The sequence below is a fragment of the Sphingomonas sp. NY01 genome, from assembly GCF_038809135.1.
GTDB lineage: Bacteria > Pseudomonadota > Alphaproteobacteria > Sphingomonadales > Sphingomonadaceae > Sphingomonas > Sphingomonas carotinifaciens.
The window spans coordinates 2,554,739-2,579,273 of sequence record NZ_CP101722.1 but is presented as its reverse complement, the minus strand read 5'-3'; the positions used below and the strand labels follow the sequence as shown (position 1 = coordinate 2,579,273).

The 24,535-nt window shown below is 68.1% G+C and carries 22 protein-coding genes; 9 read left to right on the top strand and 13 right to left on the bottom strand.

The features are described 5' to 3' along the window. Nucleotides 1-5 precede the first annotated feature (5 nt). The 5 genes from NPJ82_RS12480 to epsC all read right to left on the bottom strand — a co-directional run bounded on the left by NPJ82_RS12480 (nt 6) and on the right by epsC (nt 5,131). Nucleotides 6-545, bottom strand: a complete 540-nt coding sequence (locus NPJ82_RS12480) for an RNA polymerase sigma factor (RefSeq protein ID WP_342657570.1) — start codon at nt 543-545, stop codon at nt 6-8. 37 nt (nt 546-582) lie between these two features. Continuing rightward, complete coding sequence (locus tag NPJ82_RS12475) at nt 583-3,006, bottom strand: DUF3772 domain-containing protein (RefSeq protein ID WP_342657569.1); 2,424 nt, start codon at nt 3,004-3,006, stop codon at nt 583-585. Between the two features lie 168 nt (nt 3,007-3,174). Next, on the bottom strand, nt 3,175-3,411 hold the full coding sequence (locus NPJ82_RS12470) for a hypothetical protein (RefSeq protein WP_342657568.1): 237 nt from the start codon (nt 3,409-3,411) through the stop codon (nt 3,175-3,177). Further along, nucleotides 3,411-4,181: a gamma-glutamyl-gamma-aminobutyrate hydrolase family protein gene (locus NPJ82_RS12465; RefSeq protein WP_342657567.1), complete on the bottom strand. Its 771-nt coding sequence runs from the start codon at nt 4,179-4,181 to the stop codon at nt 3,411-3,413. Before NPJ82_RS12465 ends, NPJ82_RS12470 begins: the two co-directional genes overlap by 1 nt. Beyond that, nucleotides 4,181-5,131, bottom strand: a complete 951-nt coding sequence (gene epsC / locus NPJ82_RS12460; RefSeq protein WP_267351336.1) for a serine O-acetyltransferase EpsC — start codon at nt 5,129-5,131, stop codon at nt 4,181-4,183. The genes NPJ82_RS12465 and epsC overlap by 1 nt, the downstream gene beginning before the upstream one ends. Before the next feature lie 171 nt (nt 5,132-5,302). Here epsC and NPJ82_RS12455 point away from each other — a divergent pair, with 171 nt between their 5' ends. Next, a complete protein-coding gene (locus NPJ82_RS12455; RefSeq protein ID WP_342659018.1) occupies nt 5,303-6,835 on the top strand; it encodes a tryptophan halogenase family protein in 1,533 nt (510 codons plus the stop codon). A 159-nt stretch (nt 6,836-6,994) separates the two neighbouring features. After that, nucleotides 6,995-9,508 carry a TonB-dependent receptor gene (locus tag NPJ82_RS12450; RefSeq protein WP_342657566.1) on the top strand — a complete coding sequence of 838 codons (2,514 nt, stop codon included), beginning with the start codon at nt 6,995-6,997 and terminating at the stop codon, nt 9,506-9,508. A 277-nt stretch (nt 9,509-9,785) separates the two neighbouring features. Here the strand turns inward: NPJ82_RS12450 and NPJ82_RS12445 are convergent, their stop codons facing one another. Genes NPJ82_RS12445 through NPJ82_RS12435 form a run of 3 tightly spaced genes read right to left on the bottom strand, consistent with a single transcriptional unit; the run spans nt 9,786 to nt 14,394 of the window. Further along, nucleotides 9,786-10,916: a glycoside hydrolase family 68 protein gene (locus tag NPJ82_RS12445; protein WP_342657565.1), complete on the bottom strand. Its 1,131-nt coding sequence runs from the start codon at nt 10,914-10,916 to the stop codon at nt 9,786-9,788. 32 nt (nt 10,917-10,948) lie between these two features. Next, entirely contained in the window at nt 10,949-13,063 is a 2,115-nt protein-coding gene (locus tag NPJ82_RS12440; protein WP_342657564.1) for an alpha-galactosidase, read from the bottom strand. Further along, complete coding sequence (locus NPJ82_RS12435) at nt 13,060-14,394, bottom strand: MFS transporter (protein ID WP_267351344.1); 1,335 nt, start codon at nt 14,392-14,394, stop codon at nt 13,060-13,062. Before NPJ82_RS12435 ends, NPJ82_RS12440 begins: the two co-directional genes overlap by 4 nt. 192 nt (nt 14,395-14,586) lie before the next feature. On the opposite strand from NPJ82_RS12435, the gene NPJ82_RS12430 reads away from it, so the two are divergent. The 6 genes from NPJ82_RS12430 to NPJ82_RS12405 all read left to right on the top strand — a co-directional run bounded on the left by NPJ82_RS12430 (nt 14,587) and on the right by NPJ82_RS12405 (nt 18,700). Then, entirely contained in the window at nt 14,587-15,111 is a 525-nt protein-coding gene (locus NPJ82_RS12430; RefSeq protein WP_342657563.1) for a hypothetical protein, read from the top strand. Further along, the gene (locus NPJ82_RS12425; protein WP_342657562.1) at nt 15,054-15,824 is read left to right on the top strand and encodes an MFS transporter; all 771 of its coding nucleotides are present in this window, start codon (nt 15,054-15,056) and stop codon (nt 15,822-15,824) included. Before NPJ82_RS12430 ends, NPJ82_RS12425 begins: the two co-directional genes overlap by 58 nt. Beyond that, complete coding sequence (locus NPJ82_RS12420; protein WP_342657561.1) at nt 15,821-16,819, top strand: helix-turn-helix domain-containing protein; 999 nt, start codon at nt 15,821-15,823, stop codon at nt 16,817-16,819. Before NPJ82_RS12425 ends, NPJ82_RS12420 begins: the two co-directional genes overlap by 4 nt. Before the next feature lie 189 nt (nt 16,820-17,008). After that, nucleotides 17,009-17,821: a helix-turn-helix domain-containing protein gene (locus NPJ82_RS12415; RefSeq protein ID WP_342657560.1), complete on the top strand. Its 813-nt coding sequence runs from the start codon at nt 17,009-17,011 to the stop codon at nt 17,819-17,821. Between the two features lie 82 nt (nt 17,822-17,903). After that, nucleotides 17,904-18,428 (top strand): phosphoribosyltransferase family protein, encoded by a 525-nt coding sequence (locus NPJ82_RS12410; protein ID WP_149680863.1) that lies wholly within the window; start codon nt 17,904-17,906, stop codon nt 18,426-18,428. Between the two features lie 5 nt (nt 18,429-18,433). Beyond that, nucleotides 18,434-18,700 (top strand): hypothetical protein, encoded by a 267-nt coding sequence (locus NPJ82_RS12405; RefSeq protein WP_342657559.1) that lies wholly within the window; start codon nt 18,434-18,436, stop codon nt 18,698-18,700. A 177-nt stretch (nt 18,701-18,877) separates the two neighbouring features. Here the strand turns inward: NPJ82_RS12405 and NPJ82_RS12400 are convergent, their stop codons facing one another. Next, nucleotides 18,878-19,654, bottom strand: a complete 777-nt coding sequence (locus tag NPJ82_RS12400) for a hypothetical protein (protein ID WP_342657558.1) — start codon at nt 19,652-19,654, stop codon at nt 18,878-18,880. 50 nt (nt 19,655-19,704) lie between these two features. Beyond that, complete coding sequence (gene leuA, locus NPJ82_RS12395; RefSeq protein WP_342657557.1) at nt 19,705-21,363, bottom strand: 2-isopropylmalate synthase; 1,659 nt, start codon at nt 21,361-21,363, stop codon at nt 19,705-19,707. Nucleotides 21,364-21,645: 282 nt separating this feature from the next. Here leuA and NPJ82_RS12390 point away from each other — a divergent pair, with 282 nt between their 5' ends. Then, nucleotides 21,646-22,041, top strand: a complete 396-nt coding sequence (locus NPJ82_RS12390; protein ID WP_342657556.1) for a BLUF domain-containing protein — start codon at nt 21,646-21,648, stop codon at nt 22,039-22,041. A 15-nt stretch (nt 22,042-22,056) separates the two neighbouring features. Here the strand turns inward: NPJ82_RS12390 and NPJ82_RS12385 are convergent, their stop codons facing one another. The 3 genes from NPJ82_RS12385 to ilvN form a co-directional block, all read right to left on the bottom strand. Further along, a complete protein-coding gene (locus NPJ82_RS12385) occupies nt 22,057-22,662 on the bottom strand; it encodes a YceI family protein (RefSeq protein ID WP_342657555.1) in 606 nt (201 codons plus the stop codon). A 136-nt stretch (nt 22,663-22,798) separates the two neighbouring features. Beyond that, on the bottom strand, nt 22,799-23,818 hold the full coding sequence (gene ilvC, locus NPJ82_RS12380; protein ID WP_342657554.1) for a ketol-acid reductoisomerase: 1,020 nt from the start codon (nt 23,816-23,818) through the stop codon (nt 22,799-22,801). Nucleotides 23,819-23,925: 107 nt separating this feature from the next. Continuing rightward, the gene (gene ilvN, locus NPJ82_RS12375; protein WP_112381059.1) at nt 23,926-24,441 is read right to left on the bottom strand and encodes an acetolactate synthase small subunit; all 516 of its coding nucleotides are present in this window, start codon (nt 24,439-24,441) and stop codon (nt 23,926-23,928) included. Between the last annotated feature and the right edge of the window lie 94 nt (nt 24,442-24,535).

Genomic DNA, 24,535 nt, shown 5'->3' with positions numbered 1-24,535 from the left:
GGGCGTCAAACCTCATCCCATCGCTCCTTCAGGTCGATGAGCGCGCGGGACGCCTTGCGCAGGTCGCTTTCCACGGTGCTGAGGCTGACGCCGTTTTCCTGCGCCACGTCGCGCTGGGCGACGCCGTCCAGCCGGTGGCGGCGGAACACGCGGGCGACGCGGTCGCCCAGCGACTGGAGAACGCCCTGCGCCTCGGCGGCACGCTCGCGGGCGATCAGGACGCGCTCGCCCGCCGGATCGTCCGACTGGCCGGGGGTGGCGGGGCCGGTGGCATCGCCCCAGGCATCCTCGCGCCGGCGCTGGGCGCGCTCGGCGCGGTAGCGGTCGATCATCAGCGTGTCGGCGGCGCGGTAGAGATAGGCGAGCGGCGCGGCGATCGGCCGGGTGGGCGGGGCGGCGGCGACCTTCATCCACAGGTCCTGCAACAGATCCTCCGCCGCGTCGCCGGCACCGCGCGCGGCCAGAAAGCGCAGCAGTTGCGGCCGGTTCGCGAGGAACACGGCCTCCAGTCCGGCGGGCGGGGACGGGGGATCGGGCGGCGACACGGCGGCGCGATAGCCGATGGGCGGGGCGTGATCCAGATCAAGCAGGCGGCTGATCGGGACGGATAAGTTCCAGCCGTTGCGGAATGGTGCCGATATCGATCCCCTGTTCACGGAAGCGGGCGAGCAGCATCATGAACACGTTGCTGCGCGCGCCATAAGCCGCCCGCGGTGTCGCGACATGCGCAAAGGCGTTGAACAGGATGCGCCCGTCGGTGATCGCATCGATGAACACGGCGGGCGCGGGATCCGCCAGCACCGCCTCCTCGGCGGTGAAGGCGTCGAGCACGATTCCACGCACCGCCTCCGCATCCGATCCCAGGGGGACGGAGAACTGGATCTGGATGCGGCCCAGCGGGCTCGCCAGCGTCTTGTTGAGCACCGATTTGGTGATGAGTTCGGAATTGGGAACGATCAGGGTGGAATGGTCGGCCAGCTCGATCTCGGTCGATCGCACGCTGATCCGCTTCACATCGCCCTCGTCCAGCCCCACGCGGATCAGGTCGCCGATCTTGATCGGGCGCTCGGCCAGCAGGATCAGGCCGGACACGAAGTTGGACGTGATCGCCTGAAGGCCGAAGCCGATGCCGACGGACAGCGCGGACAGCAGCAGCGCGATCCGCTCCATGCCGATGCCGAGCGACGCCAGCGACCAGACCACCGCCAGCGCCACCCCGACATAGCGCGCGACCAGGCTGACCGAGTTGCGGCCCGACCCGTCCAGGTCGGTCGCGGGCAGGTAGCGCGTTTCCAGCCAGCGCATGAACAGGCGGACCAGCGCCAGCCCCAGGAACAGCGCAACGATCCCGCGCAGGATCGTACCCGGCGAAATCGCGATGCCGCCGAACTGGATGCCCTTCGCCAGCGCTCCCAGCCGACCGAACAGCGTGTCCACCCCGCCGCCCGCTCCGAAGGGCGAGACGAGCATGACCAGCGCGACGATCACCAGGGCGATACGCAGGCTACCCGACAGCAGCAGCCCGAACTGGTCCACCGCGCTGCCGCGCACGCCGAGCGCGCGGGTGAGCATGATGCCGACCCGGCTGTCGCGGGTGAACACGCTGGTCGCGATGTCGTCCACCGCGACGAGGAGCAGATAGACGGCCGATCCCAGCACGGTCGCCCAGGCGATGAACTGCGCGACGATCAGGCTGAACCCGATATAGCCGAGGAGCAGCGCGATCAACGCGACACCGACCAGGATCCAGGCGAGCAGGGTGGCGGCACCCAGCCCGGCGCTGGTCGACTGGCTGACGGCATCGTCGCGCGCGGCGCGGTCGGCACGCAGGCGGCCGATGGCGAACAGGAAGGCGGCGATCAGCAGCAGGTGGAGCAAGGCCTCGCCCGCCTGGGTCGCGACGTTCAGCGCGGCGCTGACGCCGACGATACGGATCGTCGCGGTCGCCAGGATGCTGAGAAAGGCAAGAACGGCCAGCACCCAGGAGAGCGGGCGCAGCCGGGTCGCGGTCTCGTCGTCCAGTGGCGCGATCCGCCACGAGGGCTGGGTCCGCATCAGCACCGCGCCGCTGACCGAGGCGGTGAAGCTGCCGAAGCCGACCGCCAGCACCAGCGCATCGAGCAGATCGCCCCAGCGATCGGGCAGCAGCCCGGACCAGCGCAGCCCCTGCACGAAGAATGTGGCGCCGAGCAGCGGGGCGAGCGTGCCGATCAGCACCCGCCACAGCGCATTGGCGGAGCGGCGGACGCGGTGACCCGGCGCCCCGTCGATCAGGTGACGCTGGCCCAGCCGCTGCACGGCGAGCCGGATCGGCATGGCCAGCGCCAATCCCAGCACCGTGCCGAGCAGCGCCTGCCAGGGGAAACCGCCGCGCCACTGCGCCCGGATCTGGGTGGTCCCCTGGGTCAGGAACAGTTCGACGCGGCGCATGTCGCGGGGGATGGCGGTGAACACGGCGTGCCAGAAACCGGGCGACAGCGGGGAGGCGACGCGGGCCGAGATGGTTTCGTTGAACTGTTCGGCCTTGCTGCGGTCGATTTCGTCGACCAGTTGCTGTGCCTCGACGCCGGCAAGGCGGCCGCGCTTGATCGTGGCGTCGATGGCGGCGCGCTGCCGGTTCAGGTTCGCGCGTTCGCGCCGGATGTCGGGGGCCTCGTTGGCGGTGGCGGCTCCCAGCCCGCCGAGGCGTGCATCGACCAGCTTCAACTGGTCCTCCAGCGCAGTGGCCGCCGCCGTGGCCGCCGCCTGGGCGGCGAGCGCCTTGGTGCGCTGCGTATCGCGGTCGTCGTCGTCGAGGCGCGTGTCGAGCGCGCGGTCGACGGCATGGAGATCGGCCTCCGCCTGCGACAACTGGCCGGACAGGGTGGCGATCGGCGACTGCGCGGCGGCCGGCGTCGTTGGCAGCAGGCATGGGGCGAGCAGCAGGAACAGGGCGAGCGCCAGCCGGTGGAGCAGGGTGACCGAAACCGAAACAGGCTGGAGGAAGGCAGGGAAACGTGGCCGCATGGGCGGGGGTGTAACCGAAGCAAGGCGTGCAGGCCAACGCCCTCTCCCCAACGGGGCGGGGCACGCGAAAAAATGCCCGGCACGCTTGCGCGCCGGGCGGAGGTTACGCCTAGGGAGCATTCCAGGCGATAGGGGTGCCGCCGGAGAGAAGGGGCGGCGAAAGGGAAATCAGAGGCCGTTGGCGAGCGCCGTATTGCCGCCCGCCGTGGCGGACAGATTGTCCTCGCCGGCCGACAGGTTTCCGGCGTCAAAATTGTCGATCGCGGTCAGGTTCTCGTCCACGGTCCCCTCGTCCGCGTTCAGCGCGACGGTGTCGGCGGAGTTCTGCGTCGACCCCGAGCCGCCGCAGGCCGCCAGACCGATCGTCGCGACGGCCAGCGTCGCCAGGGTGAAAGCTTTCTTCATCAGGTCCTCCTTGTTGAAACGGGTGTGGGCGCAGGGGCGCCGCCGCGCAGCGCATCCCCGACCAGCGCGAAAAAGGCGCGGCTGTTGGCGCAGCGGTCGGCCTCCCATTCGGGATGCCACTGCACGCCCAGCACCTCAGCCCCGCAGGGGCGGGCGGACACCGCCTCGACCAGCCCGTCATCGACCGCACGAGCCTCAACGCTCAGGCCGCAGCCCAGCCGGTCGATCCCCTGCTGGTGAACCGAATTGACCGACAGGCGGCAGGTGCCGGTGGCACGCGCCAGCCGGCCGCCGTCCGCCAGTTGCACCTCGTGCCGGTGGCCGAACATGGCGGCATAGTCGCCGTCCCAGGGGCCGCGGAAATGCCGGTCGGCGCAATCCCCGCCGGTCAGCGTGCCGCCGAACAGCACGTTGATCTCCTGCAGGCCGCGGCAGATGCCGAAGACGGGTTTGCCGATCTCGATCATGCGGCCGGCCAGGGCGAGGGCGACGGCGTCGCGCTGGGGGTCGGTGGCGTGGCCGGCGGCAAGCGGGGTGCCGCCGTAGCGGGTGGGGGAGACGTGGCTGCGCGAGCCGGTGAGGAGCAGTCCGTCGAACAGGGCGGCGAGCTGGCGCGCGTCGGTGGCGTCGCTCATGGCGGGGACGAGGAGGACGGTGGCGTGCGCCAGCGTGGCGAGGGGAGTGACGAAGCGGCTGGCGACCGCCTGGACGGGTCGGCCGGCGACCTCGTTGCAGCACAGGACGCCGATGACGGGGCGGGCACGCTCCATCAGTCGACCGCCTCGGCCAGGGTTTCGCGAATCCGGTCGCGCGCGCCGCGGTCAAGGCGTTGCGCCTCGGGCTGGGTGACGATGGCGTCGGCGGGCACGTCGGACAGCAGCCAGACATTGCCGCCGATGGTGGCCGCGCGGCCGATGGTGACGCGGCCGAGAATGGTGGCGCCGGCATAGACGACGACATCGTCCTCCACGATCGGATGGCGGGCCAGCCGGTCGCGGGGCGTGGCGCGCGCGGCACCCAGCGGGCTGCGCGCGCCGAGCGTCACATGCTGGTAGAGGCGGACGCCCCGCCCGACGATCGCGGTTTCGCCGATGACGACGCCGGTGCCGTGGTCGATAAAGAAATGCTCGCCGATGGTGGCGCCGGGATGGATGTCGATGCCCGTGCGCTCGTTGGCGAGTTCGGAGATCAGCCGCGCGACGATCGGCGCGCCGAGTTCGTAGAGCGGATGCGCGATGCGGTGGTGCAGGCTGGCGATGGCACCGGGATAGCAGAGCAGGATCTCGTCCACGCTGCGCGCGGCGGGATCTCCCAGAAACGCGGCCTCGACATCGCTGTCGACCAGGCGGCGGACCTCGCCCAGACCGGCGGCGAACAGGCGGGTGATCGTCGCGGCCTGATCGGCATCGAAGCGGGCCTGCGACTCATGTTGCCAATAGGCCAGCTCGTTCTCGATCTCGCGCTCCAGCTCGCCAAGCGCGGCGATCAGCTTGGCGGCGACGAAATGATCTTCCTCGGTGACGGCGCCGCGAAAACCGCCGAGCCGGCGGGGATAGAGCGCGGCGGCGAGCAGTTCCACCACCCGCTCGACCGCGCCGCGGGCGGGAAAACGCGCGGTGCTGGCGGGATGGCGGCCCCGCCAGTCGCGGCGGGCGGAGGACAGCGCATCCACCGCATCGGACAGCGTCGAGCGGGCGGGAATGGCGGTGGTCTGCGTCATCGAAGTCCTCCTTCCTTACCGGCCAGCATATCCCATCATCTTAGTAGGGATAACAAGAAAAGCTATACCCCGGCCAAGCGGGACATTCACTTACAGCATGCGATCGTTTGCGTTGGACTTGCGCGCGGCGCCATCGGCATAGGTGGCGATATGACGGGAGAGAACGGGGACATGCAGGCGGACGGGCAGGCGGGCGGGCAGGCAGGCGACGGGGCGATACGCAGCATCCTGATCGTCGGCGGCGGGACCGCGGGCTGGATGACCGCGGCGGCGCTGGCGCACGCCTTGCCGCGCGGCTGCACGATCACGCTGGTCGAATCGGATACGATCGGGACGGTCGGGGTCGGCGAGGCGACGATCCCGCCGATCCGGCTGTTCAACGACACGCTGGGCATCGACGAAGGCGAGTTCCTGAAGGCGACAAAGGGCAGCTACAAGCTCGGCATCGAATTCGTCGGCTGGGGGCAGGAGGGGCATCGCTACTTCCACCCGTTCGGCACCTTCGGCAAGCCGTTCGACCTGCTGGCCGTTCACCAGCACTGGCTGCGTGCGCGACGTGCGGGCTCGACCATCCCGCTCGATGCCCTGTCGATGGCATGGGGGGCGGCGGCACGGAACCGCTTTGCGCCGCCGCTGGCCGATCCGCGCAGCGTGGGATCGACCTTCGACTATGCCTATCATTTCGATGCCGGGTTGTATGCCGCGTTCCTGCGCCGTTTTGCCGAGGCGCGGGGTGTGGTGCGGGTCGAGGGGGACGTGGGCGATGTCGCGCTGCACGGCGGGAACGGGCATGTGGCACATGTCGCGCTGCGCGATGGGCGGCGGCTGGCGGCCGACCTGTTCGTGGATTGCAGCGGCTTTCGCGGGCTGCTGATCGCAGGGGCATTGGGGGTCGGGTTCGAGGACTGGACGCACTGGCTGCCCTGCGACCGGGCGGTGGCGGTGCCCAGCGCCAATACCGGGCCGCTGACGCCCTATACCCGCTCCACTGCGCGGGCGGCGGGGTGGCAGTGGCGCATCCCGCTGCAACATCGCACCGGCAACGGCTATGTCTATGCCAGCCGGCATCTGTCGGATGACGAGGCGGCGGCGACGTTGCTGGCCAATCTGGACGGCGAGGCGCTGGGCGATCCGCGGCCCTTGCGCTTCACCACCGGGCGGCGAACGGCATTCTGGCGGCGCAACGTGGTGGCGATCGGTCTGGCGAGCGGCTTCATGGAGCCGCTGGAGTCGACCAGCATCCATCTGATCCAGGCGGGTATCGCCAAGCTGCTCGCCTATTTCCCGACGCGTGCGTTCGAACCCTCGGGCATCGCCGAATATAACCGCGTCGCGGTGACCGAGAGCGAGCGGATCCGCGACTTCCTGATCCTGCATTATGTGCTGACCGAGCGCGGCGACACCGACTTCTGGCGCGCATGTGCGGCGATGGACATCCCCGATACGCTCAAGCTGAAGATCGATCACTTCCGCGCGCATGGCCGCCTCGTCGCGCGCGAGATGGACCTGTTCGGCCCGGCGAGCTGGCTGGCGGTGCATATCGGGCAGGGCAACTGGCCGGCGGCACTCGATCCGCTGATCGCCTATGCCGGCGAGCCGGCGGAGAGCGTGCGTTTCGTCGAGCGGCTGGCCGAGGCGATCGCGCGGGGGGCGGAGACCATGCCCGAGCATGCCGCCTTCCTCGCCCGCCGCATCGCCGGCTGATTTTTCCGACAAGATGCTGCTGCTGCGGCATTTTCGCAACAGCATCGCCAATCCTGCAATCCATTGCATAAACTGCTTTGCAAACGATTGTGGGATCGGTATCCCGAAATCCTGTTTCGCCTGCCGATGAGAGAGCAGGGCCATGAGAGGAAGAGCTGAATGAGCAAGGTTGCGCTTCGTTGCTGTGCGTCGGGGATCGCGCTGTCCCTGGCGTGGACCATGCCCGCCACGGCGCAGACCGCTCCCGCCGCGACCGAGGCACCGGCCACGGATACCGACGCGGCGCCCCAGGCCGCCGCCGAGCAGAGCGACGACATCGTCGTCACCGCGACCAGCGGCGAGCGGTCGCGCTTCCGCAGCTCGATCTCGGTGTCGCAGGTCAGCCAGGATGCGATCCGCAACTTCACGCCGCGCTCCGAAGCCGAGGTGCTGCGCAACATTCCCGGCCTCCAGCCGTCCGACACCGCCGGCCCCGGCGGTAACGCCAATATCGGCGTGCGCGGCATTCCGGTGTCGACGGGCGGTTCGGAATATGTGGCATTGCAGGAGGACGGCCTGCCCGTCACGCTGTTCGGCGACATCAACTTCGGCAACAACGACTACTGGATTCGCTTCGACCAGAATGTCGAGCGGGTGGAAGCGGTGCGCGGCGGTTCGTCCTCCACCTTCGCCAGCCAGGCGCCGGGTGCGGTGATCAACTATCTGAGCAAGACGGGCGACCGCGCGGGCGGTTCGGCCGCGTTCTCCAAGGGCCTGGATTTCCGCGAGAACCGGGTCGATTTTGATTATGGCGCGCCGATCAGCGACAGCTTGCGCTTCCATGTCGGCGGCTTTGCGCGCAACGGCGGCGGCCTGACCAACGAGGATTTCAACATCCTGCGCGGGTATCAGATCAAGGCCAACGTCACCAAAGATCTGCCCGACAATCGCGGCTATGTCCGCCTGTTGTTCAAGCGGCTGGACGAACAGGCGCCGACGAGTTCGGCGACGCCCGCGCTGGCGCGGGTGGAGAACGGCAAGATCACCGACTTCTCGGCGCTGCCCGGCCTCGATCCGCGCGATGGCTCCACCTATTCGATCTACAACCGCGCCTTCCAGTTCCGCGATTATGACGGCCAGCTCCGCTCCGCCGAGGTGGAGGGTATCCACCCGCGCGTCACCTCGATCGGCGGCCAGCTCCATTACGAGTTCGACAATGGCGTGACGGTGGACGACACCATCCGCTACCAGGACATGAGCGGCAACTTCACCACGCAGTTCGCCAATGCGCTGTCGACGTCGAGCCTGCTGGGATCGACGGTGAACGGCCAGCGGGTGGGCGCGATCCGCTATGCCGCCGGGCCGAATGCGGGGCAGCTTTTCACCGGCCAGTTCGTCAACAACAACCCCAACATCAACACCTTGATGAAGGACATGGGGAATTTCGCCAACAACCTGACGGTGTCAGGCAAATATGACGTGCTGGGCGGGTCGCTGCGCGCCACCGCCGGCTGGTTCCACATGAGCCAGACGATCCGGCAGGACTGGCACGTCAATCGCCAGTATAGCGAGCTGGTCGGCGAGAATGCCGCGCCGCTCGACCTGTTCTCCACCACCGGCGCGCGGCTGACCGCGGCGGGACAGGCGGGGTTCAACGACAATTGGGGCACCTGCTGCGCCCGCCGCGTCGACCTGACCTACACCAACGATGCGCCCTTCGTGTCGCTGTCCTACGAGAATGGCGGCCTGGACTTGGACGGCAGCGTCCGGTTCGACACAGTGAAGGGTGAGGGCACCGCGCAGGGCGGCGTGCAGGGCCCGGTGACGGTGGTGAACGGCGCGGCGATCCCGTCACTGGTGCTGAACCCGGCCGCCGAGCGAATCGATTACCGCGACAGCTATGTCAGCTGGTCGTTCGGCGCGCTCTATGCGCTCAACACGCATACCAGCCTGTTCGCGCGGGTCAGCCGCGGTGGCCGCTTCAATGCCGACCGGCGCGTGCTGAGCGGCAACTTCAACGCGGATGGCTCGCTCAACGCGCAAGGCCGCAACACCTCGGTTAACTTCCTCAACCAGCAGGAAATCGGCTGGAAGCAGCGCGGCGAGGTGATGAGCGGCAGCTATTCGGTCGAGGTTACCGGCTTCCGGTCGACGCTGACCGAGAATAATTTCGACTTCACCCGGCTGACCAACCTGCCGCCGAACAACAATCCCAACATCTCGAACAGCTATCGTTCGATGGGTATCGAGTTCACCGGGCGGTTCAATCTAGGCAATTTCCGCTTGGCGGCCGACGCGACCTATATCGAATCGAAGATCACCGACAGCGCGACGCCAGCGCTGCGCGGCAATCGTCCGGGCGGGCAGCCCAGGCTGATCTACCTGATCTCGCCATCCTACGATGCGGGCTTCTTTGCCGGCGGCGTCAGCGTCAGCGGCCAGACGAGCGTGCCGCTGGACGACTTCAACACACTGAGCGTGAAGGGGTCTACCTTCCTCAACGGCTATCTGAAGGTGCGTCCGACCGATCAGATCGAGGTGGGGCTGAATGCCAACAACCTGCTGAACACACTGGGCTTCCGTGGCGGTGGTTCGGTGGTGCCGCTGGTGCCGGCGTCGGCGACCAGCACGCTGTTCCAGGCGACCGCGGTCTATGGCCGCACGGTGACGGCGTCGATCCGGTATAATTTCTGATTGTTTGGTAGGGGTGACAAGGGCGGGGTCGGCGTAAAGCCGGCCCCGTTTTTTGTTTGGTTGATGCCCTCTCCCCCTCGGGAAGGGGGGGCGCCGCGCAGCGGTGGGAGGGTGAGGGGCAGACCAGCAATGCTGCGCCTGTGGCTACCCTCACCCTCCCCACTGCCTTACGGCAGCGTGCCCCTTCCAGCATCAGGTCGTTCATGCCCCCGGCATGAACTAAATAGCACGGGGTGCTATTTCCCTGATGCTCCCCGGAGGGGAGAGGGTGAGCAAATCACTTGATCGTCACCCGGTCGCCATCGATGCCCAAGCGGAAAAACGGCGCGGCCGTGCCGCCGAACTGTGCGCGGCGCACGGCCGGATCGGCGGGATCGCGCCCCGCCAGCCCCCAGGCGTCGACGAAGCTGATCACGTCCAGCTCGCCCGTCACCCACCAGCAATAGGCCTGATAGGGCTCCGCCGCCGGGTTCGCTGCGACGAGGCCGGTGCCGTTCACCGGCCGCCATGGCCCCGCCATCGATTCCGCGACCATACCGTACAGCCCGGTGACGCCGGGCAGGCCGGGGGCAAAGCGCTTCCCTTGCGTCGACCAGAACAGATAATAACGGCCGTCGCGGTGGATGACATGCGGGCGTTCCAGTTCGCTGTTGGTGCCGATCGACTCGACCGGCGGCGCGATCAGCATCCAGCGGTCGCCCTCGCGCCGCGCCGCGCCGATCACGCCGTCATGCACATCGTCCACCCAGCCGGCCGATCCGACGAACAGCAGATATTCGGCGCCGTCGGCGGGATCGCGGAAATAGCCGGGGTCGCGGAAACCCTTGATCCGGTCGTCCACCGCCTCGCGCTGGTCCGCGACCAGATAGGTGGCGCCATCGGCGGCGACCGATTCGACCGGCGTGGTCCAGTTGCCGGTGCGCGGGGCCCCAGCATCGACCAGGAAGCGCCCTTGCGTCTCGAACAAGCGCTGCTCGAAGGTGCGCAGGGCCCCGGGCCGGCCGGAGGCGGTGAAATACAGGGTAAGCGTCTCGGCATCGTCGCCCAGCACCGCACAGCCGGACCATTCGCGGCTGCCGGGCGTGACGCCGGGATCGAACGTCCAGCCATGATCGCGCCAGCCATCGGCGCCGTGGCTGGTCAGGCGGATGCGCGCTGCGTCATGGCGCATGTCGGGGTCGGGAAACCGCTCGGTCGCCAGAAAGAACCAGAAGCTGCGACCATCGACGATCACCGTCGAGCCGTCCGCGCGCTGGATCTGCCACATGTCCCACAGGTCCAGCCCCGGCGCGATCGGCACCACGTCGGCCGCGCCGAACACGGGCAGCGACGCGTGCGGCATCTGCTCCGGGATGCCGGCCACCGCGTCGGCGGACCAGTGCGAGGGAAGGGGATCGAGTAACGGCATCGACAATGGTCCTGGCATGGAAGGAGTGACGGTCAGGAAGCACGGGTGAGGCGGAACAGCGCGACGCTTTCCGCCTTCATCGCCGGCATGGGCAGGCCCGCGGTCGCCAGCGCATCGCCGCCGATCACGACGCCGCCGCCCCGCATCGCGGCGAACAGCGGCGCATCGGGCGCGGGGTGGCCGGGCACGGTGGCGATCTCCAGCAGCGCGACGCGTACGTCACCCGCACCGGCCAGCATCGGCAGCACGATCGGCGGCGGGCGGCGCAGGGTGGTGGGCGCGACGCGGGTGACGTGCAGGATCAAATCGTCCGGCTCCCCATGCGCCTGCCAGACCAGTCCGTCCGGCCCTTCGCCCAGCCACACGCGCCCGCTGTGCAGCCGGTCGCGCAAAGCCTTGTAGCGGGCGATGCCGGCGGCAAGGACGCCCGCCTCGTCCGCGGCCATGTCGGCCGGGTCCAGCTCGACGCCGAAATGGCCGGGCAGCGCGACCGCGGCGCGGAACGCCATGCCCTGGGCGCGGCCGGTGGAATGGGCGGGTGCGGCGCCGACATGCGCGCCCATCATCTCGGGCGGCATGAACATCAGGAAGCCGCGCTGCATCGACACGCGCGACACCGCGTCGATGCAGTCGCTGGTCCAGAAGCGGTGCGTGCGCGCCGCGATGCCGGCATCGATCCGGCCGCCGCCGCCGGCGCAGGACTCGATCTCCACCGCCGGGTGCGCGCCACCCAGCCGGTCGAGCAGATCATAGACGCCGCGCACCTGCGCCACATAGGCTGCGTGGCCATCCGCCCCGGCGGCGGGCGCCAGATCGCGGTTATGGTCCCATTTCAGATAGGCGATCGGCAACCCGGTCAGCAACGCGTCCAGCCGCGCGAACAGATGGTCGCGCACCGCAGCCCGGCCGAGGTCGAGGACGAGCTGGTTGCGCGCGGTGATGCGCGGCACGCCGTCCACCGCCAGCACCCAGTCGGGATGCGCGCGATACAGGTCACTGTCCGGATTGATCATTTCCGGTTCGACCCAAAGGCCGAACTCCATGCCCAGATCCATGACATGGGTTGCCAGCGGCGCCAGTCCGTCCGGATATTTGCGTGCATCCGGCTCCCAGTCGCCAAGGGCCGCGGTGTCGTCGTCACGGCCGCGGAACCAGCCATCGTCCAGCACGAAGCGTTCGACGCCCAGATCGGCGGCGCGCGTGGCAAGTGCCTTCAGCGCGGCCTCGTCATGGTCGAAGTAGAAACCTTCCCAACTGTTGATGTGCACCGGGCGGGGGCGCATCCCCTCCGCCGGCCAGGGCACGCGGGCGCGGATCGCGGCGTGGAACGCCTGCACCGCGCCGTTCAGGCCAGTGTTCGAACAGGTGGCGAGCAGGTCGGGCGCCGTCAGGCTCTCGCCCGGCGCCAGCGATACCTCGCCGGGGGCCAGCGCCATCCCCATCTGCAGGACCCAGTAACCTTCGTCGTCGCGCTCGACGAGCAGCCGGTGATTGCCCGACCAGGCCAGTTGCGCGGCATGGACCCGGCCGGCATGGCGGGTCGCCCCCGGCCCCTCGACGAACAGGCCCGGCGGGCCGGCATGGCCGGTCAGCCCGCGACGGCCCTCCCGCGTCCAGCCTTGCGCGGGCATCGGCTCCACCGCTTCGACGAACTCGGCATTGTGGCGACCGGTAAAGTGGCGGATCGCGGTGCAGTCGTGCGGCAGGGGCAGGGTGCCGCTCGCCAGCCAGTCGACGCTCAGCGACGTGTCGCCGGTGTTGGTCAGCGTGGCGGACAGGGTCAGCATGTCGCCCGCCGCCGCGATCCGCTGCACCAGCGTCAGGCCGGCGTCGTCGTCGCGCAGATGCACGGTGATCGCATCCGCGCCGCGATCGATGTCCTGCGTCGTGAAGCGATGTGTGAAGTGGCGGCCGCCGCGATGCGCGCGCAGCGCCGCCGGGCCGAACCAGCCGGCGCCATAGGCGGGGACCACCGCCAGCGGTTGATCGACATCCAGCGAGAAGGAGGCGGGGGCCCGCAGATCGGCCAGCGTCGGCAGCGTCTCGTCGTCCAGCCAGCCGCCCCACCAGCGCCACAGCGGCGTGCCGTCGCCGCGGCGTTCCAGCACCATGCTCGTCGTCGGGCCGTGCAGGGCGATGGCGCTCATGCCGCGGTCGCGCCCACGGGCAGACCGGCGGCATTGCGCTCCCGCACCGAGAAGACGGCGGCGGCGGCGGCGAACATCAGCACGCCGCACAGGCTCAGCACATGACGCGGATCGCCGCCCAGCAGCGGCTGATAGGCAAAGGGCATCGTTGCCGCGAACAGCAGCATCGGGATGACGATCATCATGTTGAAAATGCCCATATAGACGCCGTTGCGCTCCGGCGGGATCGACCCGGCCAGGATCACATACGGATTGCCCATGATGCTCGCCCAGCCGAGGCCGACGCCGATCGCGGGCACGAACAGCAGCGCCTTGGTCTCGATATGCGGCAGCCACAGCATGCCGATCCCGGCAAGCACCAGACAGGCGGCATGAAGCGGGGCCGCGCCGATGCGCCGGGCAAGCGGCACCATCGCAAAGGCAGCGATAAAGGCGACGCCGTTGTAGAAAGCCGCCATCTCGCCATTGGCCAGCACGGCGGAATGGAAGCCCGACGAATTGGCCTGGGCGGTGCCATAGACCGACCGGCCGATGGCATAGATGATGTACGCCCAGTATCCGCCCATCGCATACCATTGGAACAGGCTCATCAGCGCCAGCTTGCGCATCGCCACCGGCATGTCGCGGATCGCGGTGCCGATCTCGGCCAGCACCGCGCCGGGGGACTTGGACTGCGCGGCGATGCGGGCCTTTTCCTCCGGCTCCAGCGGCAGTTCGGGCACGCGCCGGATCGACCAGAGGATGGTGGTCAGCGACAGGACCGCGCCCGCCATGAACGTCACCCGCGCGGTATAGGGGATGTTGTGCGCGTCGACCCAGTCCTGGTTCATGCCCAAGAAGACGAGGATGGAGGGCGTGAGAAAGGCGAGCATCTGGGCCAGGCCGGTGAACGCGCTTTGCGTCAGGAAGCCCAGTCCGTGCTGCGGCGCGTCCAGCCGGTCCGCGACATAGGCGCGGTACGGCTCCATCGTGATGTTGTTGCCGGCGTCCAGGATCCACAACAGTGACGCCGCCATCAGCAGCGATGCGCTCAGCGGCATGAAGAACAGCCCCAGCGCGCACAGCACCGCGCCGAACAGGAAATAGGGGGTGCGCCGCCCGAACCGGCTGTCCGTCCGATCGCTCATCGCGCCGATGATCGGCTGCACCACCAGCCCGGTGATCGGCCCGGCGAGCAGCAGCAGCGGCAGGCTCGCCTCCTCGGCGCCCAGATAGCTGTAGATCGGGGCCATGTTGCCCTGTTGCAGGCCGAACGAGAATTGCAGGCCGAAAAAGCCCAGGTTCATCTCCAATATGCGGGCGAGCGGCAGATGGGGCTTGGGTTTGCGCATCCGGAACGATCCTCTGTCGGGAAAACCCGTCTTTTGCGGATTTGGCCGCATCCTAGCTGTTCGTGCGCAAACCGCAACAATCGTTTGCAGAAGCGTGAACATGCCCGATAACGGGACAGTTGCAACGATTGTCCCGAATTGAGCCCGGCTGCCGGCGCTCCTATGCTGACCGGCAAAGGGGGGGAGCGAGGGGTGGCAGCACAGCCGGGGGAGGGCGCCGTCGGGCGTCTCGCTATCGCATTGTCACTCGGGCATTTCCTCGCCTTTGTGGACCGTTTCACGCTGGCCGCGCTCATGCCGGTCCTCGGCCCCCGCCTCGCCCTGGGCGACGCCGCGACCGGCCTCCTCCTCGGCCCCTGCTTCGCCCTCCCCTACGCCACCGCCGCCCTCTTCCCCCACAAACCCATCCACGGACTGGCCGGCGGGATCGCCCTATGGTCGGCGAGCGGTGCGGCGATGGGATTTGTCAATTCGTTCGAGGGGCTTGCTGCCGTCCGCTTCGGCTTGGGGGTTGGGCAGGCGGCATTCATTCCCGCCGCAATGGCGCTGGTTGCGGCGCGGCCGGGGCGGGCGCGGGCGGCGGGGCTGGCGATGTTCACCATGGCGTCGGCCTTTGGGCGGAACGTTGCGTTGGTGAGTGCGGGGGCGGACTGGCGGCGTTGGCGTGGTTCGGGGTGGGGGCGGCACCCTATGGGTGGCGGTGGCTGTGCGTGGTGACGATCCTGCCCAACATCGTGCTGCTGATCGTGCTGATCCGGTGGCGGGCGAAGGTGAGCGGAGCCATAGCGGCGCCGGGGAGCGCGGCCGCGCCGACCCCGACGCCGGCGGGCGGGGTGAGGACGATGCTGCTGTACCTGCTGGCCGCGATGCCGGTGCTGGTGATCCAGAGCCTGGCGGCGTGGCTGCCAACGCTGATGGCGCGGCAGCATGGGCTGGAACCGGCGCGGGCGGCGATGGTCGGGGGGATCGCCATGCTGATCGGGTCGCCGCTAGGGCAGGGGCTGGGCGGGGTGATGATGGCGCGGTGGCCACAGGCGCGCGAACGGGGAGGGCCGGCGCTGGTCATGCTGCTCGCGCTGGCGATCGTGCCGGCGCTGGTGGCGGTCAGTGCCGGCACGACCGTGGCGGTGGCGGGGATCACGCTGGCCGCGACGATGCTGGGGATGAGCGCGTTTGCCGGGTTGTTCATGGTGCAGCAGGAAATCGCCCCGGCGCGCAGGGCACAGGCCAGCGGCGCGTTCCTGACCGTGATCACGCTGGTCGGCATCGGCATCGGGCCGCTGGCGGCGGGCGTGGCAAGCGGGCTCAATGCGGGGGGCATTGCCGGGGGACTGATGATCGTGATGATCGCAGCCGCGGCGACCGCGCTCCTGCTGCTGATCGTCAGTCGGACGATGGGACGTCCATCCATGGGGCCGGCGGTGCCGTGACTGCGCCCGACCAATGGCAGTTCGACAGCGACGAGTTGTCCCCCGACGACAGCTTCGTCCGCTACCGCGAACTCTACGCGCCGGGTGCGGACGCCGTACGGTTGAGCCGACCCTTTGCGGCAAAGGTGCGGGCCTGGCGATTGCACCGCGGCCTGTTGTTCGACCGCCGATTGCGCGGGGTGGGCCATGAGCGGGACGCCGCCCGCGTGCAGCGCGATGCGTTCGACCATTTCACGCTGACCTTTGTCCTGTCGGGCGACCAGGCGGTGGATACGGGCGAAGGCTTTCGCCAGCTCCTGCCGGGCGAGGCGCTGTTGCTGGACATGATGCTGCCGATGCGCCTGCGATCCTATGACGCGCATATCGTGACCGTCAGCATCGCGCGCGACCGCCTGGCGGGGGCGGCGGGCCAGCTGGACGGGCTGCACGGGGCGATCCTGACCGGGCCGGGCGCGGGGTTGCTGGGCGATTATCTGCGGGCGCTGGTCGACCGGATCGCGGCCTTGTCCGACGCGGCGCACGAACCGGCGATGACGGCGCTGTCGGCGCTGGTCGCGGTGGCGCTGGGCAAGGCGGTGGACGAGGATCCCGAGCTGTTGGCGGCCCGGCGCGCAACCGCCCGGATCGAGCGAATTCGCGCGTTGATCGACGCACGGCTGAGCGACCCCGATTTTACCGCCAGCGAGGTCATCGCGACCAGCGACCTGTCGCGCGCTACACTGTATCGCACGTTTCGCTCTTATGGCGGATTGGCCGGCTATATTCAGTTGCGGCGGCTGGAACGGGTGCGCCGGGCATTGGGCGATCCGCGTGACGAGCGGCCCTTTGCCACCATCGCGCTGGACAGTGGCTTCGAAAGCTCCAGTCATTGCAGTCGCTTGTTCACCGATCGTTTTGGCGTGCGGCCCGGTGCGTATCGGCAGATGATGGCGCTGGACACCGACACCGATGATCCACGCATCGCCATGCGGATGTGGCAGGCGGAAGTCAGTTAGCCGGATGGAATTTGATCGAGATCAACTTGTCTCACAAGTGAGACGTAGAGGCATTGGCGAAAACTTCATGCCCGTGCATGACGAAAAAGGCCCGGTTTCGGGGTGGGGATGACATTGGGGGGGCATGTGGATTTGGCGGTGGAGCGCAAATCCACGCCTGCAGCGCAAGAGGCAGGCGTCCGGGAGAATATGGTTGCCTATCGGTTGAAGCCGCCGACGTCGTTGGCGGGGCTGATCGCGGGCGCGGGCATCTATCATGCCGGGGGCGGCGTGGGACAGGTGGCGGTCGACTGGCTGCTGCCGGGGCCGGCGCAGATCTGCGTGATGCTGGGTGGCGGGCCGATGACTGCGATGATCGGCGCACGTCGCTTCGATCCAGTGCCGTCAGTGGCGCTGTGCGGCCCGACATCGCAGGTGGTGCGGGTGCAGACGCAAGGGGGGCGGGTGCTGTCGCTGGGGCTGACCGCACAGGCCTGGGCACGGCTGACACGCCACTCCGCCAGCACGGCGCACAACCGCTTCATGCCATTGCATGCGATACTGCCCACCGGGGCGGCGGCGACGCTGGCGGAGGCGATGGTGGTCGCGGCGACGGGCTCCGATCCGATGGACACGATCGAGGCGGCGCTGGCACCGCTTCTGGCCGTGCCGCATGACGACGAACCGATGATCACGGCGCTGATCGCAGTGTTGAACGAGGGCGGGCATCACAGCGCGTCGGCGGTCGCCGAGCGGCTGGGCATGTCCGAACATACGTTGCGGCGGATCGCGGTCCGCTATTTCGGTATGACGCCTAAGCTGTTGCTGATGCGCGTGCGCTTCCTGCGGGCGTTCGTGCGGCTGTTCGTGCTGGGGCCGAACGGGAAATATGATCCGCTGGAGGACGGCTATTTCGACGTGCCGCATTTCCTGCGCGATGCCCGCTACTTCCTGGGCATGACGCCCAGGCAGTTCATGGCGATGCCGACGCCGTTCCTGGATGCGGTGTTGCGCAACCGGTAAGGCGGCGGAGAAGCGGGATTTTGCGCGGGGCGAGCGGGCGGGCTATGGCGCCAACCCCACGCCCATGCAGGAGTTCGCCCCGATGCCCACCCCCGACCTGACGCCGATCGAACAGGCACGGTTCGTTGCCGATACGCTGGCGATCGCCGAGCAGCTGGCGGCGGACACGGCGTGGCGGGCCGACTTCATCGTCGGCATCGGGCGGGGCGGACTTGTGCCCGGCACGTTCCTGAGCCACGCCACCGGCCTGCCGATGCTGTCCGTGGATTATTCCTCGCAGGAGCCGGCATTTTCCGCAGACCTGCTGGTGCAACTGGCGCGGCGCACGGCGGGGGGCACGCGGTTGGTGTTCGTCGACGACATCAACGATAGCGGGCGCACGATCCGCTTCATCCGGGCGGCATTGGCCGATGCGGGAGCGGATATGGCGGCGGTGCGCTTCGCGACGCTGATCGACAACGTCACCTCGACCGAGCGGGTGGATTATTTCGCGCAGCGGATCGACCGGACCGTGTTCAAGAACTGGTTCGTCTTCCCCTGGGAGGCGGTAGCCCCGGCCGAGAGCGTGGTCGAGGATGCGCAGGCCGTGCCCGAGCGGCTGGGCTGACGATCATGCATTTCGACGATCTGCTGCACCATTATTTCGGCACGACCGACCTGTCCGCCCTGTCGCCCGAGGCGATGCTGGATGGTGTGGAACAGGTGAAGATCGCGTTTGGCACCGAGCGCGAGCCGGGGCGGCGATTTGCCTTGTGGGTATTGCTGGATGCGCTGGGGGCGGCGCCCCTTCCGGCGGATGCGTTCACGGACCCGGCGCAGCGGCGGGCGGCGGAGGATTATCTGGATGCGATGGGGCGGCTTTCGCCCGACGCAGGGTGATCCGGGGGTGTCGAGAGAAGGGGTTCTCAAGCGAAGACGCGAAGACGCCAAGGGGTGGCGTTTGGCGGGGTGTTGCGTGACCCTTTGGACGGAAGACCGGCGTTAGCTGTGCGGGATGAGTGAGCCTTGGGCTCGCAAGACATGTTCGCGTCTTCGCGTGAACCTGTTCCGGCGGATTTATTCGCCGGGCTTCCGTGTGAAGTCGAAATGGATGCGGACCCAGGCGCCGATCATCGGTTTGCCGCCGATGCGCGGGGGGCGGATGCGGAATTGCCAGGCGGCTTCGCGCAAGGTTCGGGCGAGGCCGCTGCCCATGTGCGAATCGCCCAGAACCCGGCAATTTTCGACGCGGTTGTCGGGCGCCGTCTGGCAGGCGATTTCCGCCCACGCATTGGGCGGGATGTTGCGCGGCAGATAGCCGTTCAGTTCGGCGTCGGTCGGCTCGCGCAGCCAGTCGGCCTTGTAGAGCCGCTGACCGCCGGGACCGGCGCCCGGGCCATAGGCGGCGACACTGTCCGCGCCGCTGTCATCACCCTGCGCCGTGCCTGCGCCCCGGCCGACCGGGCCGGCATTGGGGATGCGCGCGATATCGCTCGCCTCGAACAGGGACTTGTCGCCCCAGAGCCAGGGCGTGGCGGGCGCCTCCTCGACCGGTTTCGTCTTGGGCTCGACCGGGGTGGGGGGCGTGGGCGCCTTGCTGGCCGGGGGAGCGCCGGCCGAGGGACTGGATTTCTCCGCGCTGGGGCGCTTGGTCGGGGACGGAGCTTCACCGCCCTCGGTATCGGGGGACAGCGAGAAGCTGTTGGTGGTCGGCCCCTTCTTCTGCGGCGTGAAGCTGGGCGCCAGGTGGAGCAGCAGCCAGGCGAGCAGCAGGTGCGCGACAAGCGTCAGCCCGAGCGAGGCACCGCGGCGGCGGAGGAACAGGCGATGACGCTCCGGCAGGCGACGGAGCAACAGAGCCGGGCTCACGGACGATGGGGACCGTGGCGCCCGGCCGTGCATGGTTACGCTCGGTTTGCCGCGCTGAGTACCGCGCGGACGCTGGCGGTCGCTATGTCGGTGTCCATGCCGACGCCGAACACGGTGCGGCCGTCCGCCGTACGGGCCTCGACATAGGCGGCCGCTTGCGCATCAGCGCCGTGGCCGATGGCATGTTCGTTATAATCGACGATCTCGAGTGCCGGGCCGGTGCTGTCGGCCAGCGCCGCGATGACGCCCGAGATGAGGCCATTGCCGCGGCCGGAGATCGAGCGCTGCTCGCCCTCCACCGCCAGTCGGCCGACGAACAGGCGGTTGCCCGCGCTTCCGCTTTCCTCGTAGTCGACCAGTTCGAAGCGGTCGCCGGGGCGGGGCAGATAGGTCGCCTCGAACCGGTTCCAGATATCGGCGGCGTTCAGTTCGCGGCTGGTTTCGTCGGCCATGGCCTGAACATGCTGCGAGAAATCGGCCTGGAGGCGCTTGGGCAGCTTCAGCCCCTTGTCCTGCTCGATCACCCAGGCGACGCCGCCCTTGCCGCTCTGCGAGTTGACGCGGATCACCGCTTCGTAGCTGCGGCCGAGATCGGCGGGGTCGATGGGGAGGTAGGGGACTTCCCACAGGCCGTCGTTGCGCTGGCCTTGCGCGGTGAAGCCCTTCTTGATCGCGTCCTGATGGCTGCCAGAAAAGGCGGTGAAGACGAGATCGCCCGCATAGGGCGTGCGCGGGTGGACGGGCAGGTTGGTGCAATAGGTGACCGTGTTCACCACCGCATCGATATCCGACAGGTCGAGCCGGGGATCGACCCCTTGCGTGTACATGTTGAGCGCGACCGTCACGAGGTCGCAATTGCCGGTACGCTCGCCATTGCCGAGCAGGCAGCCCTCGACCCGGTCGGCACCCGCCATCAGGCCGAGTTCGGCGGCCGCGACGCCCGTGCCGCGATCATTATGCGTGTGGAGCGAGACGACGACGCTGTCGCGGTTCGGTACGTTGCGGCAGAACCATTCGATCTGGTCGGCATAAACGTTGGGGGTCGCGCATTCGACCGTGGCAGGCAGGTTCAGGATCAGCGGATTTTCAGGGGTGGGGCGCAGCACGTCCATGACCGCTGCACACACCTCCACCGAGAAGTCGAGTTCGGCGGTGGAGAAGGTCTCCGGGCTGTATTCGAACTGCCAGGCGGTGTTCGGGCGTTTGGCCGCCTCGTCGCGAAGGATCTTCGCGCCGGCGACCGCGATGTCGCGCACCTCGTCGCGGGTCATGCCGAAGACGATCTTGCGCCATGCCGGCGAGACGGCGTTGTAGAGGTGGACGATCGCCGATGTCGCACCGTCGAGGCTTTCGAAGCTGCGTTCGATCAGGTCGCGGCGCGACTGGGTGAGGACCTGGATGGTCACGTCGTCGGGAATGCGGCCCTCGCGGACGAGGCCGGAGATGAAGTCGAATTCGGTGGCACCGGCCGAGGGAAAACCGACCTCGATCTCCTTCAGGCCGACCTTGACCAGGAGGTCGAACAGGCGGGTCTTCTTTTCCGCATCCATCGGATCGATCAGCGCCTGGTTGCCGTCGCGCAGATCGGTCGACAGCCAGCGCGGCGCGCGGGTGATGACGGCATCCGGCCATGTCCGGTCGGGCAGGGCGATGGGCGGGAAGGGGCGGTATTTGGTCGTGGGATCGCGGAGCATGATCGAGTCTTCCGGTCGGACCGCGTGGGAGGAAAGATGACGCGGTCGGTTGGCGCTAGCGGTTCATCTTGCCCTTAGGGAAGCGCGCGCGTCACGCCCGTCCACCCTAAGGGCGGATAAGTCGTAGCAGCAGGCCGGCGCGATCGATCATCGTCCGCGTTCATGGCCGGTGGGGGGGCGTTTGTCTACTGTTCTTGGGCGAGGGGGCGGCGAACGCTTCGTTAAACTATGGCGGGCAAGGAAGGGCGCTGTTCAAACGCTGCCCCGATCGGATCCGCCACCATGCGCCAACTCGTCTATATCAGCACCGTCCGCAGCGGCGCGCCGGTCGAGGCCGACGCGATCCTGGCGGCGTCGCGGCGTAACAATGCACGAGCCAATGTGACTGGGTTGCTGTTCTTCGACGGCAAACGGTTTCTGCAGGCGCTGGAAGGCGATGACGCGGTGGTGGATGCGACCTACGCCCGCATCCAGGCGGATCCGCGGCACCATGCGCTGGTCGTGCTGTCCGATCGCAACGTCGAGGAGCGCAGCTTCGGCCCATGGGCGATGGCCTATCGCGCGCCGGGCGAGGATGACGGGGCCAGCCTGGCGCGGATCGAACTGCTCACCGCAAACGCCTCCGCCACGGTACAGGCAACGTTTGCGAGTTTCGCGCGGATCAAGCGCGCCGCCTGATCCGCGCGGGCAGATTTACTGCGCGGCGAAGGCGGCGTTGATCGTCAGGTCGACCTTGTCGGATACGACGGGGACCGCCATGCCCAGGCCGAAATCGCTGCGCTTGATGGAACCGGTGGCGCGGAAACCGATGTTGAGCTTCTTGCTCATCGGGTTGGCGCCCGCGCCGATGAAGGTCGCGTTGAGGGTGACAGGCTTGGTGATGCCTTTGATGGTGAGGTTGCCGGTGATGACGGCGGTGTTGCCCGAGGGTTTGACCGAGGTGGAGACGAAGCGGGCGGTGGGGTGATTGGCGACGTCGAAGAAGTCGGCGCTCTTCAGGTGTTTGGCGAAGGCGGCGCTGGTGACGGAAAGGTCGTCGATCTTGAAGGTGACGTCGACCGTGGTGGCGGCGGGGCGGGCCGGGTCGATGGTCAGGGTGCCGTCTGAGGCGCCGAACTGGCCTTCGAGCATGGTGAAGCCCATGTGGTTGACCTGCCAGGTGACCTGGGTGTGCGCGGCATCGACGGGGTAGGTGCCGGCGGTGACGCGCGAGGCGACGGGGGCGCCGGGGAGCGACTGGGCGATCGCGGGGGTGGAGGCGAGGGACGCGGCGAGGGCCGCGGCAAGGATCAGGCGCATGGGTGTTCGGTCTCCTGTTGGATGACCGATTTGACCATGAAGTGCAGCGGGCCGAAAGGTCCGGAATGGAAACAGACGGTTGCGCGAGTAGCGCTCCCCCCGCCCGGCGCGCGGGCGAAGGGAGGGCCGATGCGGGTCAGTTCTTGGTCTGGTCGACCAGCTTGTTCGCGCCGATCCACGGCATCATCGCGCGCAGCTCGGCACCGGTCTTCTCGATCGGATGCGCAGCGGCCAGCTTGCGCGCCGCCTTCAGCTCGGGCTGGCCGGCGCGGTTGTCGAGCACGAACTTCTGCACGAAGCGACCCGACTGGATGTCGGCGAGGACGCGCTTCATCTCCGCCTTGGTCTCGTCGGTGATGATGCGCGGGCCGGTGACGATGTCGCCATATTCGGCGGTGTTCGAGATCGAATAGCGCATGTTGGCGATACCGCCCTCATAGAGCAGGTCGACGATCAGCTTGGTTTCGTGGAGGCATTCGAAATAGGCCATTTCGGGGGCGTAGCCGGCCTCGACCAGCGTTTCGAACCCGGCCTGGATGAGGTGGGTGACGCCGCCGCACAGCACGGCCTGCTCGCCGAACAGGTCGGTTTCGCACTCTTCCTTGAAGTTCGTCTCGATGATGCCCGAGCGGCCGCCGCCGACGCCCGAGGCATAGGCAAGCGCCACGTCATGCGCATTGCCGCTGGCATCCTGATGGATCGCGATCAGGCAGGGCACGCCGCCGCCCTTCACATATTCCGACCGCACGGTGTGGCCGGGACCCTTGGGCGCGATCATGATGACATCGACGTCCGCGGGCGGCTCGATCAGGCCGAAATGGACGTTCAGGCCGTGCGCGAAGGCGAGCGCGGCGCCGGGCTTCAGATTGCCCTTGATATCCGTCTCGTAGATCGCGGCCTGATGCTCGTCGGGGGCGAGGATCATCAGGATGTCGGCCCAGGCGGCCGCTTCCTTGTTGGGAAGAACCTTGAAGCCGGCGCCTTCGGCCTTGGCAGCGGAGGGCGAGCCGGGGCGCAGCGCGATCGCGATGTTCTTGACGCCCGAATCGCGCAGGTTCTGCGCATGGGCATGGCCCTGCGAACCATAGCCGAGGATGGCGATGTTCTTCTCGGAGATCAGGTTCAGATCGGCATCGCGATCGTAATAGACACGCATTCTGGCACTTCCTTTCTATGGATTGGGGAGCGGGTGGGGTGTTCGCCCTCACCTTCCCATGGCCTTGCCATGGGCCCCGTCCTCTCCCGGTGGGAGAGGGGTTTGGATCAGGCGGCTTCGCGGCCGCGGGCGATGGCGACGATGCCGGTACGGGCGACCTCGACCAGACCGACCTCGCCCATCAGTTCGACGAACTTGTCGATCTTCTCGATCGTGCCGGTGACTTCGAAGACGAAGGAGCCGATGGTCGCATCTACGACGCGGGCGCGATAGACCTCGGCCAGGCGCAGCGCCTCGATCCGGTGGTCGCCGGTGCCCTTGACCTTTACCAGCGCCAGCTCGCGTTCGACATGCGCGCCCAGTGCGGTGAGGTCGGTGACCTTGTGGACGGGCACGAGGCGGTCGAGCTGCGCAATGATCTGTTCCATCACCGGCGGCGAGGCGCTGGTGACGATGGTGATGCGGCTGACGCCCTTGTCGGCGGTGATCTCCGACACGGTCAGGCTCTCGATATTATAGCCGCGCGCGGTGAACAGGCCGGCGATCCGGGCGAGGATGCCCGGTTCATTGTCGACAATGACCGCCAGCGTGTGGCGTTCGGTGGCTTCGGTCTTGATGTGCAAAATCGTTCCTCCCGGACAAGGGGAAGGGGAACCGCTCGCGTAGCGCGTGGTGGAGGGGACACTCCACCGACGCTTTCGCTTGCCGTACTCCCCC

Coding starts and splice junctions, on each gene's coding strand:
- NPJ82_RS12435 (WP_267351344.1), bottom strand. CDS start 14,394: ATGCGCAAACCCAAGCCCCATCTGCCGCTCGCCCGCATATTGGAGATG.
- ilvC (WP_342657554.1), bottom strand. CDS start 23,818: ATGCGTGTCTATTACGATCGCGATGCCGATCTGAACCTGATCTCCGAG.
- leuA (WP_342657557.1), bottom strand. CDS start 21,363: ATGCTCCGCGATCCCACGACCAAATACCGCCCCTTCCCGCCCATCGCC.
- NPJ82_RS12440 (WP_342657564.1), bottom strand. CDS start 13,063: ATGAGCGCCATCGCCCTGCACGGCCCGACGACGAGCATGGTGCTGGAA.
- epsC (WP_267351336.1), bottom strand. CDS start 5,131: ATGACGCAGACCACCGCCATTCCCGCCCGCTCGACGCTGTCCGATGCG.
- NPJ82_RS12415 (WP_342657560.1), top strand. CDS start 17,009: ATGGTTGCCTATCGGTTGAAGCCGCCGACGTCGTTGGCGGGGCTGATC.
- NPJ82_RS12405 (WP_342657559.1), top strand. CDS start 18,434: ATGCATTTCGACGATCTGCTGCACCATTATTTCGGCACGACCGACCTG.
- NPJ82_RS12455 (WP_342659018.1), top strand. CDS start 5,303: ATGCAGGCGGACGGGCAGGCGGGCGGGCAGGCAGGCGACGGGGCGATA.
- NPJ82_RS12390 (WP_342657556.1), top strand. CDS start 21,646: ATGCGCCAACTCGTCTATATCAGCACCGTCCGCAGCGGCGCGCCGGTC.
- NPJ82_RS12470 (WP_342657568.1), bottom strand. CDS start 3,411: ATGAAGAAAGCTTTCACCCTGGCGACGCTGGCCGTCGCGACGATCGGT.
- NPJ82_RS12385 (WP_342657555.1), bottom strand. CDS start 22,662: ATGCGCCTGATCCTTGCCGCGGCCCTCGCCGCGTCCCTCGCCTCCACC.
- NPJ82_RS12465 (WP_342657567.1), bottom strand. CDS start 4,181: ATGGAGCGTGCCCGCCCCGTCATCGGCGTCCTGTGCTGCAACGAGGTC.
- NPJ82_RS12445 (WP_342657565.1), bottom strand. CDS start 10,916: ATGCCGTTACTCGATCCCCTTCCCTCGCACTGGTCCGCCGACGCGGTG.
- NPJ82_RS12450 (WP_342657566.1), top strand. CDS start 6,995: ATGAGCAAGGTTGCGCTTCGTTGCTGTGCGTCGGGGATCGCGCTGTCC.
- NPJ82_RS12410 (WP_149680863.1), top strand. CDS start 17,904: ATGCCCACCCCCGACCTGACGCCGATCGAACAGGCACGGTTCGTTGCC.
- NPJ82_RS12475 (WP_342657569.1), bottom strand. CDS start 3,006: ATGCGGCCACGTTTCCCTGCCTTCCTCCAGCCTGTTTCGGTTTCGGTC.